The organism is Micromonospora sp. NPDC049047, assembly GCF_040649135.1.
In the GTDB taxonomy this organism is placed as follows: Bacteria; Actinomycetota; Actinomycetes; order Mycobacteriales; family Micromonosporaceae; genus Micromonospora.
The window spans coordinates 31,972-49,304 of record NZ_JBEZEY010000006.1 but is presented as its reverse complement, the minus strand read 5'-3'; the positions used below and the strand labels follow the sequence as shown (position 1 = coordinate 49,304).

The window sequence follows — 17,333 nt, the reverse complement described above, 5'->3', positions numbered from 1 at the left end:
CGCTCAGACCGCGTCGACGGCGACCGGAGCGGTGATCAAGCCGACGTTGTGTGCCCGCAACTGCCAGCCACTGGCGTCCTGCGGACGCCCGATCGTCGGCGCGCGGTCGTCGTGCCGCAGCTCGCTCCAGTGGCAGTTGGCCAGGGAACCGATGGTGCGCAGCAGGCCGGTGTCCCAGCCGAGCAGGTGGCCGATGCCCTGCCGGGATCCGCCACCGTGGGTGGCGATCACCACAGTGCCGCCGGGTGCCGCCTCGGCTGCTTCGCGCAACGCGGTGCCGACCCGCTCGCCGAGGTCGTGCAGGGGCTCCAGATCGGCGCCCGGAGCGGGGTCGCCGGCCCGCCAGCGGGCGTACTCCTCGGGGAAACGCTCGGCGACCTCGGTGAGGTGCAGGCCCTGCCACTGCCCGAAGTGCCGCTCGCGTAGCCGGGCGTCGGTGCGGACCGGCAGACCCGTCAACGCGGCGAGCGCGGCGGCGGTCTCCACGGCGCGGCTCAGGTCGCTCGCCACGATGGCGTCGGGCCGCAGCGCCGCGAGCAGCGGCGCGGCGGCGCGGGCCTGGTCGCGACCAAGATCGTTGAGGGGTACGTCGGTCTGCCCCTGGACGCGGTTGGCGGCGTTCCAGTCGGTGTTGCCGTGCCGCCAGACGATCAGCCGGGTCATTCGGCGGCGGCGGACCCGCTGGCGTCGGCCTCGACCAGGTCGCGATCGACGAACGGGATGGTGGGGCAGTCCTTCCAGAGGCGGTCGAGCCCGTAGAACTCGCGCTCCTCGGTGTGCTGGACGTGCACCACGATGTCGACGTAGTCGAGCAGCACCCAACGGCCACCACGCTCGCCCTCGCGCCGCACCGGCTTGGCCTTGTCCGGCAACTCCAGGAGGCTTTCCTCGATGGCGTCCACGATGGCCAGCACCTGACGCTCGTTGGGGGCGGCGGCGAGCACGAACGCGTCGGTGATGGCGAGCTGGTCGCCGACGTCGATGATCGTGATGTCCTGCGCCTTCTTGTCGGCGGCAGCCTGGGCAGCCGCCATTGCCAGCTCGTGAGCGCGTTCGGAAACTGTCACCGTTCTCCTTCGATCAAGCGTGCGATCCTCCAAGCGTCTCACACCTGGCGTCGCCCCGACCGGGCAGTTCTGGTCGGTTACATACACAAACCACCCGGAACCCGGCGCGGTCAGCGCTGATAGAGGCTTCGCTTGGCGATGTACTGCACCACACCGTCGGGCACGAGATACCAGACCGGCTCACCTCGGGCCACCCGGGCGCGGCAGTCGGTCGACGAGATGGACATCGCGGGCACCTGGATCAGGCTGACGGTGTCCGCCGGAAGGTGCTTGTCGGTCAACGGAAAGCCGGGCCGGGTCACCCCGACGAAGTGGGCCAGCTCGAAGATCTCGTCCAGATCCTTCCAGGACAGGATCCGTTGCAGGGCGTCCGCACCGGTGATGAAGAACAGCTGCACCTTGGGGCCGTACTCGGCCTGGAGGTCGCGCAGCGTGTCGACGGTGTAGGTCGGCCCACTGCGGTCGATGTCGACCCGGCTGACCTGGAAGCGCGGGTTGGAGGCGGTGGCGATGACGGTCATCAGGTACCGGTCCTCGGCCGGGCTGACCGGTTCGTCGGCCTTCTGCCACGGCTGCCCGGTCGGGACGAAGACCACCTCGTCCAGGCCGAACCGGTCAGCCACCTCACTGGCCGCGACGAGGTGGCCGTGGTGGATCGGGTCGAAGGTGCCACCCATGATGCCGATCCGCCGGATATCTTCCTCCACCCGATGATCGTAGGCCGAGCGTCGGGGCAGGCCACCCCGGCCTGGGTGCGAGCTCCGCCACGACCCGCCGGGACACCGCGTCGACCAGCGGGCCCGGGTTCGGGTGGTGGAGGGGTCGCGGCAGCGCTACCCGTGGACATATACTCGTGGACAAGTAATTGTCTGCGAGTGACAGCGGAGGGTGTCGTGCCGAAGCGGCGTAAGGTCAGCAACCTGCTCGCGCTGGCCGTGCTGTCCGCTCTGGTCCCGCGGCCGATGCACCCGTACGAGATCGCCACCGCGCTGCGCACCTGGGGCAAGGACCAGGACATGGAGTTCAAGTGGGGCTCCTTCTACACGGTGATCCGCAACCTGGACAAACACCACCTGATCGAGGCGGTGGAGAGCCTTCGGGAGGGTCGACGCCCGGAACGCACCATCTACCGGATCACCGAAGCGGGCCGGGCCGAGCTTGTCGACTGGGCCCGCGAGCTGGTCGCCACCCCGATGCCGGAGCATCCCCGCTTCCGGGCCGGGTTGTCAGTCCTCGCCGCCCTGCATCCCGACGAGGCCACCGGCCTGCTCCGTCAACGACTCGACCTGCTCGACGACGCCCTCCGGCGGGACCGCGAGACGCTCGACGCCCACCTGCGGGAGATCCCGCGACTGTTCCTGGTCGAGTCGGAGTACGACCTGGCCCTGCGGGCCGCCGAGGCGACCTGGCTGCGTGGCCTGCTCGCCGAGCTGACCTCCGGCAGCTATCCGGGGCTGGACAGCTGGCGGGCCTTCCACGAGACCGGCGAGATGCCGGCCGAGCTGACCGAGCTGGCGGAGCGGACCAGCACCCCGACCACGGAGACCACCGACTGACCGAACGGCTCCGGCGGGGTGCGCCAACACCCCGCCGGAGCCTCTACCTCGAACCGATACCTGGGCAGGCACCCGGCCCGAAGCGGCAACCAGAGGATAGCCGGGGCGCCCTCCCAGGTCGGTTCGTACGCCCACGAACCGACCACAACCAGGGAGAGACCATGACCACGGAACGAACCGCGATCGTCATCGGCGGCGGCATCGCCGGACCGGTGACGGCGCTCGCGCTGCACCGAGCCGGCATCACCGCCACCGTCTACGAGGCGTACCCCGCCACCGCCGGCGGGGTCGGTGGCATCGGCGGCACCCTCGCCCTCGCGCCCAACGGTGTGGCGGCGCTCCGCATGGTCGGCGCGGACGAGGCGGTGACGGCGGTCGCCACCCCGATCGAGCGCAGCGCGATGGCCGTGGGCCGTCGCCGCCTCGACCTGCCCACGCTGGCCGGGGTGCCGCCGCTGCGGGTGGTGCACCGGGCCGAACTGCACCGGGTGCTGCACGACCGGGCGGTCGCCGAGGGCGTCCCGTTCGTCTACGGCAAACGGCTTGTCGACGCCGAGCAGACCGACAGCGGCGTGACAGCCCGGTTCGAGGACGGCAGCAGCGCCACCGCCGACATCCTCGTCGGCGCGGACGGCATCCGGTCCACAGTTCGTCGGCTCATCGACCCGGCCGCGCCCGGCCCCCGGTTCACCGGCCTGCTCAGCTTCGAGGCGGTCGCCCGGCACGAGGTGGGCGTCGAGCCGGGCACCATGACGTTCGCGTTCGGGCAACGGGGCTACTACCTGTACTGGCCGGAGCCCGGCGGCGGCACCCGGTGGGGCGCCAACCTGCCGCAGCAGCGGCCGATGAGCCTCGTCGAGGCCCGTGCGGTGCCGGCGCGGCAGTGGATGGAGACGCTACGTGCCAGCTACGGCGACGACGACCCGGGCCGGGAGCTGATGGCGACAAGCGACGCCGACGCACTCCAGGTGGCCGGCTCGTTGCAGATCATGCCGCCCGTGCCGCACTGGCACCGGGGCCGGATGGTGCTCGTCGGCGACGCGGTGCACGCGCCGTCGAACAGCTCCGGGCAGGGTGCGTCGCTGGCCATCGAAAGTGCGGTGCAGCTCGCCCGCTGCCTTCGTGACCTGCCGGACGTGGCTGCGGCGTTCGCCGCGTACGTGCGGCTGCGCCGGGCCAGGGTGGAGAAGGTCGCCGCCCGCGCGGCCCGGATCAACCAGGCCAAGGCACCCGGACCTGTCGCCCGGACGCTGATGCCGCTGTTGCTGCCGCTGATGGTGCGAACGGTGCTGGACCCGGAGAAGACCATCGCCCACGAGCAGCGCTACGTCATCGACTGGGACGCCCCGGTCACGACGGAGCTCGCGCTGCGTTGAGCGGGCGGGCCGGGCGCGGGGTGGCCCACCCACCACCCCGCGCCCGGCCACAGCTCAGCCGCGCCGCCCTCACGCCGCCGCGGCGGCCACCGCCGTGCGGGCCACGAGCGCGCGGCGCAGGTCGTCGTCGGCGTCGACGATCACCCGGCGCAGGCCGGGGGTCAGGTCGTCGCCGGCCAGCAGCGCCGCGGCCGCCTCCCGGGTCGGCTGCGCCACGGCGTAGCGGGGAAACGCCAGCTTCGCCACCCGGTCGGCCGTCCACGGGGTACGCCGACGCGCCGCCGACGGCATGTCGGCGAAGTACCGCTCGACATAACCGGCGGTCAGCTCGGCCTGCTCGGGTTGCCAGAACCCCTCGGCGGTCGCCTCGAGCAGTCGGTTGGACAACTCGGTGTCGCGAACGATGATGTCCCAGGCCGCCTTCTTCGCGGCCGGGTCGGGTTGGGCGGCCCGGCACCGGGCGGCCCGTTCCGCGCCCGTGGAGCTGTTGTCGGCGGCCAACTCGAGGGCGATCTCCGCCTCGCCGGCGGCGCCCAGCACCACCAACCGGTGCAACACGGCCCAGCGCAGCTCCGCGTCGACCCGCAGACCGGCCGGCACGTCCCGGCCGGCGAGCCAGCCGACGAGCAGGTCCGCGTCGGTGGTCGCGGCGATCCACCCCCGCGCGCCGGCCAACTGCAACGACTCCCCCGCTGGGGCGCCGTCGAGCAGCCGCTGGCATGCCCCGGCGACCCGGGCCAGCGCCGCGGACCGAGACAGCGGGTCGAGGTAGCGGTCCACCAACGACCGGCTGAGCGTGAGCACGTCCTCCGCGATGATCACTTCGGTCTCGGTGGGCAGCGCGGCGGCCATCAGGTCGACCAGCCCGGTGACCGGCCGCTCCCCGTCGGTCGCCGCGTCCAGCGCCTCGCCCCAGAGGATCGCCCGGGTGAGCGGGTCGGTCAGGCGGGGCAGCATCAGCGCAACCGCCTCGGCCGACGCCGGGTCGAGGCGCACCTTGGCGAAGGTCAGGTCACCGTCGTTGAGCAGCAGCAGCCCGGCCGCCGGCGTGCCGGCCAACGCCCCCAGCACGGTCCGGCCGCCGTCGACAGCGGGATCGAGGTAGAGGTCGTCGCGCCGCACGGTGCCGTCCGGGGCGTAGTGGCCCACGTCGATCCGGTGCGGGCGCAGCACCGGGTGGGACGCCGGCGCGGTCTGTACCACCGACACCTCGCTGTAGCGGCCGTCGGCGTCGACGGTGACCTCGGCGCGCAGGGTGTTCACCTGCGGCCGGCGCAGCCACACCTCGGCCCAACCGGACAGGTCCCGGCCGCTGGCCGTGGAGAGGCTGACCAGCAGGTCGGCCAGCGTCGCGTTACCGAACCGGTGCGCGGCGAAGTGCGCGTTCAGACCGGCGAGGAACACCTCGTCGCCGAGCCACGCGACCAGCTGCCGCAGCACGCTGGCGCCCTTGGCGTACGAGATGCCGTCGAAGTTGAGCAGGCCCTCGTCGGCGTCGGCCACCTCCTGCGGGGCGACCGGGTGGGTCGAGGGCCGTTGGTCGGCCGCGTACCCCCAGGCCTTACGACGCATGGCGAACGTCGTCCACGCCTTGTCGAAACGGGTCGCCTCGGCGGTGACCCGGGTGCCCAGGTATTCCGCGAAGGACTCGTTCAACCACAGGTCGTCCCACCAGCGCATGGTGACCAGGTCACCGAACCACATGTGGGCCATCTCGTGCGCGATGGTGGTGGCCCGCTGCTCACGCTGCGTGTCGGTGACCGCCGAGCGGAACACGTAGTCGTCCCGGAAGGTGACGATCCCCGGGTTTTCCATGGCACCGGCGTTGAACTCCGGCACGAACGCCTGGTCGTACTTGCCGAACGGGTAGCGCTCGGTGAAGAGCTGATGGAACCGGTCCAGGCACTGCCGGGTGACGGTGAAGATCTCCTCGGCGTCGGCGTCGAGGTGCCCGGCCAGCGACCTGCGGCAGTAGATGCCCAGCGGCACGCCGTCGTGCTCGGCCCGCCGCACGTGGTACGGACCGGCGATCAGCGAGAAGAAGTACGTGGCGAGCGGCGCGCTGGGGGCGAACTCCCAGCGACCCGGGGCCGGCGTGGCGGCCACCTCGGCGTTGCCGGCTACGGTCCACTCCGGCGGGGCGGTCACCGAGAGGATGAACGGAGCCTTGAGGTCCGGCTGGTCGAACGCGGCGAAGATGCGTTGCACGTTGTCGAGGAAGCTCACCGCGTAGAGGTACGTCTCGCCGTCGGCCGGATCGACGAAACGGTGCATCCCCTCCCCCGCGTTGGAGTACGCCATCTCGGCCTCGACGACGAGCGTGTTCTCCTCGGCCAGGTCGCTCAACGGCAGCCGGTTGTCGGCCAGCACGTCGGTGTCGAGGTCGCGGTCGTTGAGGCGTACCGCCAGCAGTTTGGCAGGCTTGACCTCGGCGAAGGTCGCGGCACCGGGGGTCGCCCGGAACCGGATCGCGACGCGGGAGCGGAACAGCTCCGCACCGCCGGTCAGGTCGAGGTCCACCTGATAGGACTCGACAGTAATCGCCGCGCCACGCGCGGTCGCCTCTACACGGGTCAGGCTCGGCATCCGCTTATCCTGCCCGATGGGGATCGACACGCGGTCACCACACGACCTCGGCACTGGAGGAAAGAACAATGGCGCAGCACCCCAAGGGCGACTTCGACCTCTCTCGGGCGGTCTGGCAGCGGGCCGAAGGGGACACCTCCGACAGCGCCGTCGAGGTCGCCTTCGTCGACGACCTGATCGGGATGCGCAACTCGGCCGAGCCCGAGGGGCCGGTGCTGGTCTTCACGCAGGCCGAGTGGGACGCGTTCGTGGCTGGCGCACAGGACGGTGAGTTCGACCTGGACTGATCGCGCCGACCGGGGTGCGGTGGCCGCCAACCCGGGACCAGCGACCCGGGTTGGGGGTCAGCCACCGGCGGGGCCGTCGCCGTCGCCCCAACCGAGACCACCGGGCCCCGGGGCATGGTGGAAGCCCGGATGATCGGCCACGTCGACGCAGCGTTCGCCGTCCGGGCCGAGCGCACCGCAGAACAGCCGCTCGGCCCGCTGCCAGGCGTCGGCCGGCGACAACGCCGCCGCGCCGAGCGCCACCTCCGGGCGGAGCAGGCTCAACGCCTCCGCGTACGCCACTGCCAACTCGCGGGCCTCGACCACGGTGGGCGCGGTGAAGCCCAGGTGCACTGTGAAGAACCGGTGCGGCCGGACGGGCCGTCCCGGCGGCCCGATCAGTGATCGACCGGCGCGGTCCGCGCCCAGCGCCCCGCCCGTCCGCCGCTGCCGCCAGTGCGGCGATGTGTTGTCGCGCATCCGCCCTCCCCGTGGTTGCCCCACCAGCAGCAAACCAGGTTCCGCCGCTCCTGGGAGGGGCCAGCCGGCGTGCCGTCGGCGCGGGGGATTCAGCGACGGCGACGGGGGTAACCGCTACCGGCCCCGGCGGTGACCGGCCGCACCCGCGCGTGAGGAGATCTGATGACGACCATGCCGGTCGACAGCAGTCCGGACAGCACCCTCGCCCTGCTCCGCGCCGGCTACCGGTTCATCGGCGAACGCTGCGAGCGGTACGGCAGCGACGTCTTCCAGACCCGGATCCTGCTCGCCCCGACCATCTGCCTGCGCGGGCGGCCGGCGGCGATGGTGTTCTACGACAACGAACGCTTCCAACGCGCGACGGCCATGCCACTGCGGGTGCAGCGGACCCTCACCGGTCGACGGGGCGTACAGGGGCTGGACGGGCCGGAGCACGCCGACCGCAAGGCCATGTTCATGTCGATCATGACACCGACCGCGATCCGGCACCTCGGCCAGCTCTTCGACGACGAGTGGCGGGCCCGGATCCCCGCCTGGGCGGCCGCCGGGCCGTTGCCGCTCTACGACGAACTGGGCCGCCTGCTGACCACTGTGGTCTGCGCCTGGGCCGGGGTGCCGCTGCCCACGTCGCAGGTCGAGCGACGCGCCGTCGAACTGCACGCGATGATCGAGGGGCCGGCGGTGGTCGGGCCCCGGCACTGGCGGGGACGGCTGGCCCGGCACCGCGCCGAACGCTGGCTCGGCGACCTGATCGAACGGACCCGGATCGGTCGCGTCCCGGCGCCGTCCGGGAGCGCCCTGGCCGTGATCGCCGAGCACCGGGACCGGCGGGGCCGACTCCTCCCCCGGCGGGTCGCGGCGGTGGAGCTACTCAACGTGCTGCGGCCGGTGGTCGCCGTGGACCAGTACATCGCGTTCGCCGCACTCGCCCTGCACGACCATCCGGGCTGGCGGGAACGGGTCCGCGACGACGACGAGGCCACCGAGAACTTCGTCCAGGAGGTACGCCGCTACTACCCGTTCTTCCCGATCGCCGCGGCCCGGGTCCGGCACTCCTTCGACTGGCAGGGCCACCACTTTCCCCGGGGCCGACGGGTGCTGCTCGACCTGTACGGCACCAACCACCACCCGGCCCTCTGGCCGGAACCGGAGCTGTTCCGCCCCGAACGGTTCGCCGGACGACGGGTGGACCCGTTCGAGCTGATCCCGCAGGGCGGTGGTGACCACTGGGCCGGGCACCGGTGCGCGGGCGAGTGGCTCACCATCGACCTGATGAAACGGGCGGTCACCAACCTGACCAGCACCATGCGCTACGACGTTCCCGTCCAGGATCTGGCCCTGGACCTGCACCGGATGCCGGCGCTGCCGCCCCTCGGTCTGACCCTCAGCAACATCCGCCGCACCGGCTGACCGCCGCCTCGCCGGCCGTTCGGGACGACCGGCGAGGCGGCGCGCTCAACGGATCAGGGATGCAGCACGCTGCGGAGGCAGCCGTCCTGCTTCTTCTCGAACAACTCGTAGCCGTGTGCCCCCTCGTCCAGGGAGATCGGGTGGGTGGCCAGATAGCCGGGGTCGATCTCGCCGGCGGCGAGCCGGTCGAGCAGCATCGGGATGTAGCGCTGCGCGTGCATCTGCCCCATCCGCAACACCAGTGCCTTGTTCATTGCCGCGCCGAGCGGAAACTTGTCGACCAGACCGGCGTACACGCCGACGATGCTCACCGTGCCACCCTTGCGGCAGGCCATGATCGCCTGGCGTACGGAGGTCGGCCGGTCGGTCTGCAACCGCGCCGCCTGCTTCGCCCGGTCGTACGCGTAGGTCGGGCCGACGTCGTGCGACTCCATGCCGACGGCCTCGATGCAGGCGTCCGGCCCGCGGCCGGCGGTCAGCTCCCGCAGCGCCTCCAACACGTCCGTCTCGGCGTAGTTGATCGTCTCGACGCCGATCCGCTCGGTCGCGGTGGCGAGCCGGTCCGGGAACCGGTCGATCATGATGACCCGCTCGGCGCCGAGGAGTTGCGCCGACCGGGCCGCCATCTGACCGACACCGCCGGCACCCCAGACGGCGACCACCTCGCCACCGGTGAGCCCGCAGAAGTCCGCCGCCATCCACCCGGTGGGCATCGCGTCGGAGGCGAACACCACCGAGTCGTCGGGCACCCCGTCGGGCACCCCGAACGCTCCCACGTCACCGAACGGTACCCGGATGTACTCGGCGTGCGACCCGGAGTAGCCGCCGGCGGCGTGCGAGTAGCCCAGGATGCCGGCCGGTGAGTGCCCCCACAGCTTCTCGGTGAACACCGGCTGGGGGTTGGAGTTGTCGCAGAGCGAGTACTGCTCGGTGCGGCAGTACCAGCAGCCACCGCAGGCGACCACCGACCCGACCACCACGCGGTCACCGACCTTGTGCTGTCGTACGCCGGGCCCGGTCTCCACCACCTCGCCCATGAACTCGTGGCCGAGGATGTCACCCTCCCGCATCGCCGGCAGGTACCCGTTGATCAGGTGCAGGTCCGAGCCACAGACACTGCTGGCCCGGACCCGGACGATGATGTCCCCCTCGGCGCGGATCCGGGGCTCCGGCACGTCCCGCACCGCCAGCTTGCCGACGCCTTCCCAACACAGTGCCCTCACGCCCGGCCTCCCGTCATCAGCTTCTCCCGGACCTTGTCGGTCGCCTTCTCCTGCCTCGGGCTGCGGCCGGACGGGTCGTCGCGGGTGTCCAGCACCTGGCCACACTCGATGAGCGACTTCACCCGCCGCAGGGTGTCGCGCAGCGCCAGATCGGGGTCGTCCCCACCGACCAGGCCGAGCACCCGGCGCACCGGGCCCGAGCGGTACCGCAGCTCGGCCCGGATCTCGGTGCCCCGGCCCTGGGGGGCGTCGGCCAGCTCGATCCGCCCCTCCTGCGGCGCCGACCCGTCCTCGACCCGCCACCGCAGCGTGCCGGGCCCGTCGACGGTGATCTCGGCCCGCCACTCGGTGGCGCCACCGGCCCGGTCGCGCGCCACGCACCGCCAGCGCCGGTCGTCGAGCTGCTCCAGGGTGGCCCACCCGGCCAGCGCGCGGTCCAACCGTTCCCGGTCGGTCCAGAAGTCGATCACCCCGTCCCGGGACCGATCCACAGTCACCCCGCGGCGGACCACGTACCAGCCGTCCTGCCGATCCGGCTGATGCCGGTGCCGACGGCGGGCCACCGCCCGCCCCACACCGACCGCCGTGACGGCGGTGACGCCGAGCACTGCCCATCTCGTTCCGTTGTTCGTCATCTCGTCTCCTCCACCCGGACGCCCGGGCACGGACAGCTCTTTCCGGCAGCGCTACCCGGCGTCGGGCGGTCGAAACAACACCTCCGTTTGATCAGCGGGAATGCGGGCACGTGCTGCTCAGCCACGGCGCACGTGGCCCGGCCGAGGAGGAACGCCGATGTCCCTGTGCAGCCCACCCGGTGACGCCCGGCGCGCGGCACGCCGGGAGGTCGTCGACCCCGGCCGCGCCAGCCCGCCGCCGGTCCGACTGCCGATGACGTACGTGCTGCCGCTGCGCTGGCACGCCGACGGCGGCCTGGCCGAGCTGACCGCGTACCTGCGGTGGCTGGCCGAGCGGGTCGACGTGATCGTGGTCGACGGTTCGGCACCGGCGGTGTTCGCGCGGCACGCCGACGCCTGGCGGGGGCTGGTCCGGCACCTCCCGCCCGACGCCACCACGCGCGGGCTCAACGGCAAGGTGATCGGCGTACACACAGGTGTGCGCGCGGCAGGGCACGAGCACGTGGTGATCGCCGACGACGACGTCCGGTACGACGAGGCCGGGCTGACCGCCGTACACCGGTTACTGGACCGGGTCGATCTGGTGCGACCGCAGAACTACTTCGACCCGCTGCCCTGGCACGCCTGGTGGGACACCGGGCGGACGCTGCTCAACCGGGCGCTCGGCGCGGACTACCCGGGCACCCTCGCGGTGCGTCGGAGCACCTTCCTCGCCATGGGCGGGTACGACCCGGACGTACTCTTCGAGAACCTGGAGCTGATCCGCACCCTGCGCGCCCACGACGGCACCGAGGCGGCTCCGGCCTGGCTCTTCGTACGCCGGCTGCCTCCCGACGCCGCGCACTTCCGTGGCCAACGGGTCCGGCAGGCGTACGACGATCTGGCCCAGCCGGCCCGCCTGCTGACCGCGCTCGCGGTCCTGCCGGCAGTGGCGGCGGCGGTCGCGGCTCGGCGGCCCGCCCTGGTGCTCGCCGCGACGACAGGCGTCGTGGCCCTCGCCGAGATGGGTCGCCGGCGCGCCGGCGGCACCGCGGTCTTTCCGGCCGCGACGGCGCTGGCGGCTCCGTTTTGGCTGGTGGAGCGCGGTGTGTGTGGCTGGATCGCGGTCGCCGAGCGGTTTCTGCTCGGCGGTGTTCGCTACGGCGACACCCGGATCCGCAGGGCCGCCCACCCGACCCGGGCCCTGCGCCGCCGCCACTGACCGCGTCCCGAGCCGCGGCAGGGCGGAGAACGCGACAGCTCGCGGTCACCGAAATGGCCGCGAGCTGTCGGGATCGGGGTGGTTCAGGGGCTGACCTGGTGCCGGGCCTGCTGGGCCTGACCCTTGACGTCGTGCGCGGCCGACCTGCCGTCCTCCTTGACCGCGTGCACGGCGTCCTGGGCGGTGGACCGCACCGACTCGGCGGCCTGCTGGGCCGGCTCGCGCAGCTCTTCCTTGAGCTCGCTGGCCACCTCCCCCAGCTTCTCCTTCACCGCACCGCTGTGCTCGCCGACCCGCTCCTTGAGCTGGGCCGCGGCCTGCTGCTCGCGGTGGGAGGCCGGGATCAGCGACGAGGCCAGCCAGCCGACCCCGAACGCGATCAGACCGGCGGCGAGCGGGTTGCCCTGGGACTTCTGCCGGATCACCCGCGGCGCGCTGTGCGCGGCGTCGCTGACGCTGGTCGCCGCCGAGTGCGCGGCGTCGCTGACACTTGAGGCCGCCGACGAGGCGCGGTCACCCACCGAGTGGGCCGCCTGGCCGGTGCCGTGGCCGAGGTCAGACGCGGTTCCCATGACCTTGTCCCTCACATTCTGCAGAGCGGAGCGGGCCCGCTGCTTGCGGTCGTCGACGATGCGGCTGGGGCTTACCTTGTACGCCAGCGCGTCCACATCGGAGCTGAGGCTGTTACGGGTGGCTTCGATCTCCCGGCGGATCTGATCGGGATCGGTGCTCATCGGGTGACTCCCTCCGGGTGCGGCTTGAGCGCGTCGGGGATCCGCTGCACGCTGTCGTTCGTCTGCTTGAGCCCACGTACGTGCTGGGCGTTCTTCTTGGCCTTGGAGTAGAGGACGGCGGCGACCGCGGCCCAGATGACGGCCACGATCAGTGCGGCCAGCCCGGAGTCCATGACGTTGTCCAGGAACTGCCAGATGGCGATGGACACGAAGAGCGCCACCATGTAGCCGCCGAAGCCGGCCCCGCCGAAGAGCCCCGCGGCCTTGCCGGCCTTCTTGCCCTCCTGGCGGATCTCCGCCTTGGCCAGCTCGACCTCCTGACGCATCAGCGTCGACAGGTCGGTGGTGACCTGACGCATCAGGTCACCCAACGAACTGCTCTTCACCTCGTCGGCGGAGTGCGGGGCACCCGCGTCGGGGTAGTAGCCGGAGCCCAGGCCGGGCCCCTGCGTCGGCATGGTCATGCCGTCGCCTCCCTTCGGATGACTCGACGGCTCACGGGCGGGGGGTGCCGCTGGACGGAACGCCCGGCAGCGGGTCGGTCTGCTGTACCGGCGGCAGCGGCTGCCCGGTACCGGTCGGCTCGCGGTATCCACCCGGGGTCGGGTCGGTGTAGCCACCTGGGGTCGGCTCGGTGTACGTGCCGGGGGTCGGGTCGAGGTAGCCGCCCGACGGGACGCCGTCCGGCACCGCGCGGGGTGCCGGTGCCGGCGTCGGGATGACGGCGGTCCGCTCCGGGTCGTACGCCCCGGCGCCCCGGTAGGTCGAGGATCCGTTGCCGGAGTCGTCACCGGCGGCGGAGATGCCACGGGTCAGCCGGCCGGCCAGCACACCGAGAACCGCCGCGCCGACCAGGAAGGTGCCCGGGTTGCGTCGGGCGTAGTCACGGACCTCGGTGATCAGGTCGCCGGGCTCGCGCTGCTCCAGCCAGCCGGCCACCCCGTGCACCCGGTCGGCGGCCTGCCGGGCCAGCTCGGTCACCGGGCCGGCCTGGCCACCCTGCTCGGCCATCGAACGCATCTCGTCGGCAAGCGAACGCAATCCACCGGCGGCCTTGCGCTGCTGCTCACCGGTCTGGCTGGCGAGCTGGGTGCGGGCCTCGCCGTACAGGTTGCGGGCCTGCCGGGCCGCCTCGCGGCCGACCTCGGTGCCCTGCTCCTTGGCCGTCTGGGCGACCGCACCGCCAGCCTGCGCGGCCTCGGAGCCGACCTGACGCGCCTGGTCGCGGACACCGCCACCGTTCGTCGACTCCTGCCCGTACGTGGAAGACGTAGATGAAAGATCGTAAGACATGATTTCCCTTCCGCTCAGAAAGTCGTCGCGGTTGTGCTTGGGGGATGCGTTGCCGCAGCCGCTGACCATTCACCTACCCTCGGTTTTGGCTTCCATACCTCTTCGTGCATTTCTCTGCGCGGCCGGCCCGATCGACTTCAAAATGGAGGATCGTCGGGCTGCGTCACGACGCCGCTGCGGACAGTGAGGTTCGCGAGGGGCTGGCAGAGCCACGGAGGGGGCAGCGATGGCACGGGACGTACGAGGTGGCCGACGGGCGGGCCCTCGCCGCCGCGTCCAGGTGGCCGCGCTGGTCGTGGCCGGGGTCTTCCTACTGATCGGCGTTCTCGGCTTCGTGCCCGGCGTCACCAGCGACTACGGCGACCTGAGATTCGGCGGACACCACTCGGACGCGAAACTGCTCGGCCTGTTCCAGGTGTCGATCCTGCACAACGCCCTGCACCTGCTCTTCGGGCTGGTGGGTCTGGTGCTGGCCCGCAGCGTCGCCGGCGCGCGCGTGTTCCTGGCCGTCGGCGGGGCGACCTATCTCGCGCTCTGGCTGTACGGGCTGGTCATCGAGTCCGTCGACCCCGAGAGCGGGGCGAACATCCTGCCGGTGAACGACGCCGACAACTGGCTGCACCTCGCGCTCGGCTTCGGGATGCTCGCCCTCGGGCTGCTGCTGTCGAACCAGGCCGGCACCGGCGGGCGGCTGGACAATCCGGCCGAACGGCGTTGAGCTGGAAATTCGGGGTTTTCCGGCAGGGCCGGCCGGGGTAACCGATCGGCGAAGGAGGTCGACATGCCTCGTTGGCTCCGCGACAACGCCCTGGCCGTCGCCATGCTCGGTGCCTTTCTGGTCTTCCTGGTGCTGCAGAGCGTTTTCGGCTGGCAGACCCACAACGAGGAGCTGACCCAGTTCGGGGCCGCACCGCTGAGTTGGCCGGCCTACCTGACCAGTGGTCACTTCGCCGAAGCCGTCTTCGAGAACTGGGAGTCGGAGTTCCTCCAGATGGGCGGGTACGTGCTGCTCACCGCGTACCTGGTGCAGCGGGGCTCGGCCGAGTCGAAGCCGGTGGACCAGACCGACCGACCGGAGGACGACGAGCGTCGGGCGACCCCGCAGTCACCCTGGCCGGTGCGCGTCGGCGGCCTGCCCCTGGTGGTCTACCGCAACAGCCTCTCCCTCGCCCTGCTGCTGATCTTCGCCGGTTCGTTCGTCGGCCATCTGTTGGGTGGCACCGCCGCATACAACCAGGAACAGGCGCTACAGAGCGGCGCACCACCGATCGGCGTGTGGGAGTTCCTCGGCACCAGCGACTTCTGGTTCCAGTCCATGCAGAACTGGCAGAGCGAATTCCTCGCCGTCGGGGCGCTGATCCTGCTGAGCATCGTCCTGCGCCAGCACGCCTCACCCGAGTCGAAGCCGGTGACCGTCGCGCACGCCAGCACCGGCGCCTGAGCGGGGGCACGGCCGTCAGGCCGCGACCGGCAGTCGCTTGGCGAAACAGACGCTGTACGGGTTGCCCACGTACTCGCCGTAGACCGGAATCTGGTCGTAGCCGGACGAGGTGTACAGCGCGATCGCGGCCGGCAGGTAGGTGCCGGTCTCCAGGCAGACCACCGACTGCCCCTGCCGGAACGCACACTCCTCGAGGGCGGCCAGCAGTTGCCGGGCGATGCCCCGCCCCCGGTAGGCGGGCCGGACGTACATCCGCTTGATCTCGCCGGTCTCGGCGTCGAGCGACTGGAGCCCGCCGCAGGCCACCGCCCGACCCTGCACCACCGCCGCCAGGTAACGGACGTCGTCGTGTGGGACGAAGACCTGCCCATCCAGCCCGCCGTCAGCCGCACGCAGCTCACGCTGCTGCGCGATGACCAGGGCGGCGATCTCTGGATCGATGACAGGCCGAGACTCGATCAGCATCACCCCACGCTAGAACTGGTGGATTTCGCGAAGGTTTCCGGAAATCAACCCGATCACAGAGCGCAACGGGCTACTCGGCGTCGTCCTCGTCGATGTCGTCGGACGCGTCCGCGCCCACCTCGTCGCCCGACCGCACCCGGCGGGCCTTGCGGGCCGCGAGCCGGTCCGCCGCGGAGAGCCGGTTCGACTTCTCCTCCAGGCGCACGTCGGTGCCCCGGTTGCCGGGTACGAAGTCCACGCCGGCGTAGAGCGTCGGTCGCCAGTCGAACTCACGCTCGCCGATCCGGACCAGGTCACCGGGCTCCGCCCCGGCCTTGGCCAGCTTGTCCTCCACCCCGAGTCGGGCCAGCCGGTCAGCGAGGTAGCCGACCGCCTCGTCGTTGTCGAAGTTCGTCTGCTTGACCCAGCGCTCCGGTCGGACACCGCGAACGGTGAACGAGCCGTCCACCTCGGCGGTGATGGTGAAGCCGTCGTCGTCCACAGCGATCGGACGGATCACGATCCGGGTCGGCTCGGCGGGCGGGGCGGCCTTGCGCTCCGCCTCGACCAGCTCGGCCATCGCGTAGGTGAGCTCCTTGAGCCCCTCCCGGGTGGCCGCGGAGACCTCGAACACCCGGTAGCCGCGCTCCTCCAGGTCGGGGCGGACGATCTCGGCGAGGTCCCGGCCGTCCGGCACGTCGACCTTGTTCACGGCGACCAGCCGGGGGCGGTCGGTCAGCCCGCCGTACTGGCTCAGCTCGGCCTCGATGGCGTCGATGTCGGCGACCGGGTCACGGCCGGGCTCCAGGGTCGCCGAGTCGATGACGTGCACAAGCACCGCGCAGCGCTCGATGTGCCGCAGGAACTCCAGACCCAGCCCCTTGCCGTTGGCCGCGCCGGGGATCAGGCCCGGCACGTCGGCGACGGTGAAGGTGTGGTTGTCCAGCCGGACCACGCCGAGGTTGGGCACGAGGGTGGTGAACGGGTAGTCGGCGATCTTCGGCTTCGCGGCGGAGATCACCGAGATCAGCGACGACTTGCCGGCCGACGGGAAGCCCACCAGGCCGACGTCGGCGACACTCTTCAGCTCCAGCACGATGTCCAGCTGGTCACCGGGCTCGCCCAACTCGGCGAAGCCCGGCGCCTTGCGCTTGGCGTTGGCGAGCGACGCGTTGCCCCGCCCGCCGCGGCCACCCCGAGCCACCTCGAAGGTGGTGCCCGCGCCGACCATGTCGGCAAGCACCGTGCCGTCGGTGGTCTGCACCACTGTGCCGTTGGGCACCTTCAGCATCAGGGTGCGGCCGTTGGCCCCGTCCCGGTTCGACCCGGCGCCGCCCTTGCCGTTGTCGGCCTTGACGTGCGGGTGGAAGTGGAAGTCGAGCAGGGTGGTGACCTGCGGGTCGACGACCAGGGACACGCTGCCGCCGTGCCCGCCGTTACCGCCGTCCGGCCCACCGAAGGGCTTGAACTTCTCGCGGTGGATCGAGACACAGCCGTGCCCGCCATCGCCGGCCTGCAGATGCAGAACGACCCGGTCAACGAACGTCGCCACGGCGTCAATCCTTCCAGCGAGGTCGACCTCGCACTGCGCGAAAAAGGCTAAGCGGGCCGGGACCCGGAG

19 protein-coding genes are annotated in these 17,333 nt (G+C 71.7%); 7 read left to right on the top strand and 12 right to left on the bottom strand.

What is annotated here, in order from left to right:
* Positions 1-3: 3 nt before the first annotated feature.
* The 3 genes from AB0B86_RS11785 to nadD all read right to left on the bottom strand — a co-directional run bounded on the left by AB0B86_RS11785 (position 4) and on the right by nadD (position 1,774).
* Positions 4-663: a histidine phosphatase family protein gene (locus AB0B86_RS11785; protein WP_357412071.1), complete on the bottom strand. Its 660-nt coding sequence runs from the start codon at positions 661-663 to the stop codon at positions 4-6.
* Positions 660-1,067 carry a ribosome silencing factor gene (rsfS, locus tag AB0B86_RS11780; RefSeq protein ID WP_357412070.1) on the bottom strand — a complete coding sequence of 136 codons (408 nt, stop codon included), beginning with the start codon at positions 1,065-1,067 and terminating at the stop codon, positions 660-662. The genes AB0B86_RS11785 and rsfS overlap by 4 nt, the downstream gene beginning before the upstream one ends.
* A gap of 110 nt (positions 1,068-1,177) precedes the next feature.
* A complete protein-coding gene (nadD, locus tag AB0B86_RS11775; RefSeq protein WP_124817466.1) occupies positions 1,178-1,774 on the bottom strand; it encodes a nicotinate-nucleotide adenylyltransferase in 597 nt (198 codons plus the stop codon).
* 186 nt (positions 1,775-1,960) lie between these two features.
* Between nadD and AB0B86_RS11770 the strand changes: the two genes are divergently transcribed.
* The gene (locus tag AB0B86_RS11770; RefSeq protein ID WP_357412069.1) at positions 1,961-2,623 is read left to right on the top strand and encodes a PadR family transcriptional regulator; all 663 of its coding nucleotides are present in this window, start codon (positions 1,961-1,963) and stop codon (positions 2,621-2,623) included.
* Between the two features lie 161 nt (positions 2,624-2,784).
* Positions 2,785-3,999, top strand: a complete 1,215-nt coding sequence (locus AB0B86_RS11765; RefSeq protein ID WP_357412068.1) for an FAD-dependent monooxygenase — start codon at positions 2,785-2,787, stop codon at positions 3,997-3,999.
* A 69-nt stretch (positions 4,000-4,068) separates the two neighbouring features.
* Here the strand turns inward: AB0B86_RS11765 and pepN are convergent, their stop codons facing one another.
* On the bottom strand, positions 4,069-6,585 hold the full coding sequence (pepN, locus tag AB0B86_RS11760; protein ID WP_357412067.1) for an aminopeptidase N: 2,517 nt from the start codon (positions 6,583-6,585) through the stop codon (positions 4,069-4,071).
* 68 nt (positions 6,586-6,653) lie between these two features.
* Between pepN and AB0B86_RS11755 the strand changes: the two genes are divergently transcribed.
* Positions 6,654-6,872 (top strand): DUF397 domain-containing protein, encoded by a 219-nt coding sequence (locus tag AB0B86_RS11755; RefSeq protein ID WP_030491749.1) that lies wholly within the window; start codon positions 6,654-6,656, stop codon positions 6,870-6,872.
* 57 nt (positions 6,873-6,929) lie between these two features.
* Here the strand turns inward: AB0B86_RS11755 and AB0B86_RS11750 are convergent, their stop codons facing one another.
* A complete protein-coding gene (locus AB0B86_RS11750) occupies positions 6,930-7,331 on the bottom strand; it encodes a hypothetical protein (RefSeq protein WP_357412066.1) in 402 nt (133 codons plus the stop codon).
* Between the two features lie 162 nt (positions 7,332-7,493).
* On the opposite strand from AB0B86_RS11750, the gene AB0B86_RS11745 reads away from it, so the two are divergent.
* The gene (locus AB0B86_RS11745; protein ID WP_357417695.1) at positions 7,494-8,741 is read left to right on the top strand and encodes a cytochrome P450; all 1,248 of its coding nucleotides are present in this window, start codon (positions 7,494-7,496) and stop codon (positions 8,739-8,741) included.
* Between the two features lie 53 nt (positions 8,742-8,794).
* Here AB0B86_RS11745 and AB0B86_RS11740 read toward each other — a convergent pair whose 3' ends face one another.
* Positions 8,795-9,964: a zinc-dependent alcohol dehydrogenase gene (locus AB0B86_RS11740; protein WP_357412064.1), complete on the bottom strand. Its 1,170-nt coding sequence runs from the start codon at positions 9,962-9,964 to the stop codon at positions 8,795-8,797.
* Complete coding sequence (locus AB0B86_RS11735; RefSeq protein WP_357412063.1) at positions 9,961-10,599, bottom strand: cyclase; 639 nt, start codon at positions 10,597-10,599, stop codon at positions 9,961-9,963. The genes AB0B86_RS11740 and AB0B86_RS11735 overlap by 4 nt, the downstream gene beginning before the upstream one ends.
* Before the next feature lie 157 nt (positions 10,600-10,756).
* On the opposite strand from AB0B86_RS11735, the gene AB0B86_RS11730 reads away from it, so the two are divergent.
* Positions 10,757-11,800: a glycosyltransferase gene (locus AB0B86_RS11730; RefSeq protein ID WP_357417692.1), complete on the top strand. Its 1,044-nt coding sequence runs from the start codon at positions 10,757-10,759 to the stop codon at positions 11,798-11,800.
* A gap of 83 nt (positions 11,801-11,883) precedes the next feature.
* Here the strand turns inward: AB0B86_RS11730 and AB0B86_RS11725 are convergent, their stop codons facing one another.
* From AB0B86_RS11725 to AB0B86_RS11715, 3 genes are read right to left on the bottom strand one after another with little or no spacing between them, the layout of a single operon-like run.
* Positions 11,884-12,534: a DUF3618 domain-containing protein gene (locus tag AB0B86_RS11725; protein ID WP_357412061.1), complete on the bottom strand. Its 651-nt coding sequence runs from the start codon at positions 12,532-12,534 to the stop codon at positions 11,884-11,886.
* Entirely contained in the window at positions 12,531-12,998 is a 468-nt protein-coding gene (locus tag AB0B86_RS11720; RefSeq protein ID WP_357412060.1) for a phage holin family protein, read from the bottom strand. Before AB0B86_RS11720 ends, AB0B86_RS11725 begins: the two co-directional genes overlap by 4 nt.
* A 31-nt stretch (positions 12,999-13,029) precedes the next feature.
* On the bottom strand, positions 13,030-13,827 hold the full coding sequence (locus AB0B86_RS11715; RefSeq protein ID WP_357417690.1) for a hypothetical protein: 798 nt from the start codon (positions 13,825-13,827) through the stop codon (positions 13,030-13,032).
* A 226-nt stretch (positions 13,828-14,053) separates the two neighbouring features.
* Here AB0B86_RS11715 and AB0B86_RS11710 point away from each other — a divergent pair, with 226 nt between their 5' ends.
* The gene (locus AB0B86_RS11710) at positions 14,054-14,545 is read left to right on the top strand and encodes a DUF4383 domain-containing protein (protein ID WP_357412058.1); all 492 of its coding nucleotides are present in this window, start codon (positions 14,054-14,056) and stop codon (positions 14,543-14,545) included.
* A gap of 63 nt (positions 14,546-14,608) precedes the next feature.
* Complete coding sequence (locus AB0B86_RS11705; protein WP_357412057.1) at positions 14,609-15,268, top strand: DUF6766 family protein; 660 nt, start codon at positions 14,609-14,611, stop codon at positions 15,266-15,268.
* 15 nt (positions 15,269-15,283) lie between these two features.
* On the opposite strand, the gene AB0B86_RS11700 is transcribed toward AB0B86_RS11705, so the two are convergent.
* On the bottom strand, positions 15,284-15,733 hold the full coding sequence (locus AB0B86_RS11700; RefSeq protein WP_357412056.1) for a GNAT family N-acetyltransferase: 450 nt from the start codon (positions 15,731-15,733) through the stop codon (positions 15,284-15,286).
* A gap of 70 nt (positions 15,734-15,803) precedes the next feature.
* A complete protein-coding gene (gene obgE, locus AB0B86_RS11695; RefSeq protein ID WP_357412055.1) occupies positions 15,804-17,264 on the bottom strand; it encodes a GTPase ObgE in 1,461 nt (486 codons plus the stop codon).
* Positions 17,265-17,333 lie beyond the last annotated feature (69 nt).

Excerpts from the sequence above, each read along its gene's own strand:
- AB0B86_RS11750 (WP_357412066.1), bottom strand. The coding sequence starts at position 7,331 with ATGCGCGACAACACATCGCCGCACTGGCGGCAGCGGCGGACGGGCGGG.
- AB0B86_RS11730 (WP_357417692.1), top strand. The coding sequence starts at position 10,757 with ATGTCCCTGTGCAGCCCACCCGGTGACGCCCGGCGCGCGGCACGCCGG.
- AB0B86_RS11700 (WP_357412056.1), bottom strand. The coding sequence starts at position 15,733 with ATGCTGATCGAGTCTCGGCCTGTCATCGATCCAGAGATCGCCGCCCTG.
- AB0B86_RS11725 (WP_357412061.1), bottom strand. The coding sequence starts at position 12,534 with ATGAGCACCGATCCCGATCAGATCCGCCGGGAGATCGAAGCCACCCGT.
- AB0B86_RS11785 (WP_357412071.1), bottom strand. The coding sequence starts at position 663 with ATGACCCGGCTGATCGTCTGGCGGCACGGCAACACCGACTGGAACGCC.
- AB0B86_RS11710 (WP_357412058.1), top strand. The coding sequence starts at position 14,054 with ATGGCACGGGACGTACGAGGTGGCCGACGGGCGGGCCCTCGCCGCCGC.
- AB0B86_RS11715 (WP_357417690.1), bottom strand. The coding sequence starts at position 13,827 with ATGTCTTACGATCTTTCATCTACGTCTTCCACGTACGGGCAGGAGTCG.
- AB0B86_RS11765 (WP_357412068.1), top strand. The coding sequence starts at position 2,785 with ATGACCACGGAACGAACCGCGATCGTCATCGGCGGCGGCATCGCCGGA.
- AB0B86_RS11705 (WP_357412057.1), top strand. The coding sequence starts at position 14,609 with ATGCCTCGTTGGCTCCGCGACAACGCCCTGGCCGTCGCCATGCTCGGT.
- AB0B86_RS11735 (WP_357412063.1), bottom strand. The coding sequence starts at position 10,599 with ATGACGAACAACGGAACGAGATGGGCAGTGCTCGGCGTCACCGCCGTC.
- AB0B86_RS11745 (WP_357417695.1), top strand. The coding sequence starts at position 7,494 with ATGACGACCATGCCGGTCGACAGCAGTCCGGACAGCACCCTCGCCCTG.
- AB0B86_RS11755 (WP_030491749.1), top strand. The coding sequence starts at position 6,654 with ATGGCGCAGCACCCCAAGGGCGACTTCGACCTCTCTCGGGCGGTCTGG.
- pepN (WP_357412067.1), bottom strand. The coding sequence starts at position 6,585 with ATGCCGAGCCTGACCCGTGTAGAGGCGACCGCGCGTGGCGCGGCGATT.
- AB0B86_RS11720 (WP_357412060.1), bottom strand. The coding sequence starts at position 12,998 with ATGACCATGCCGACGCAGGGGCCCGGCCTGGGCTCCGGCTACTACCCC.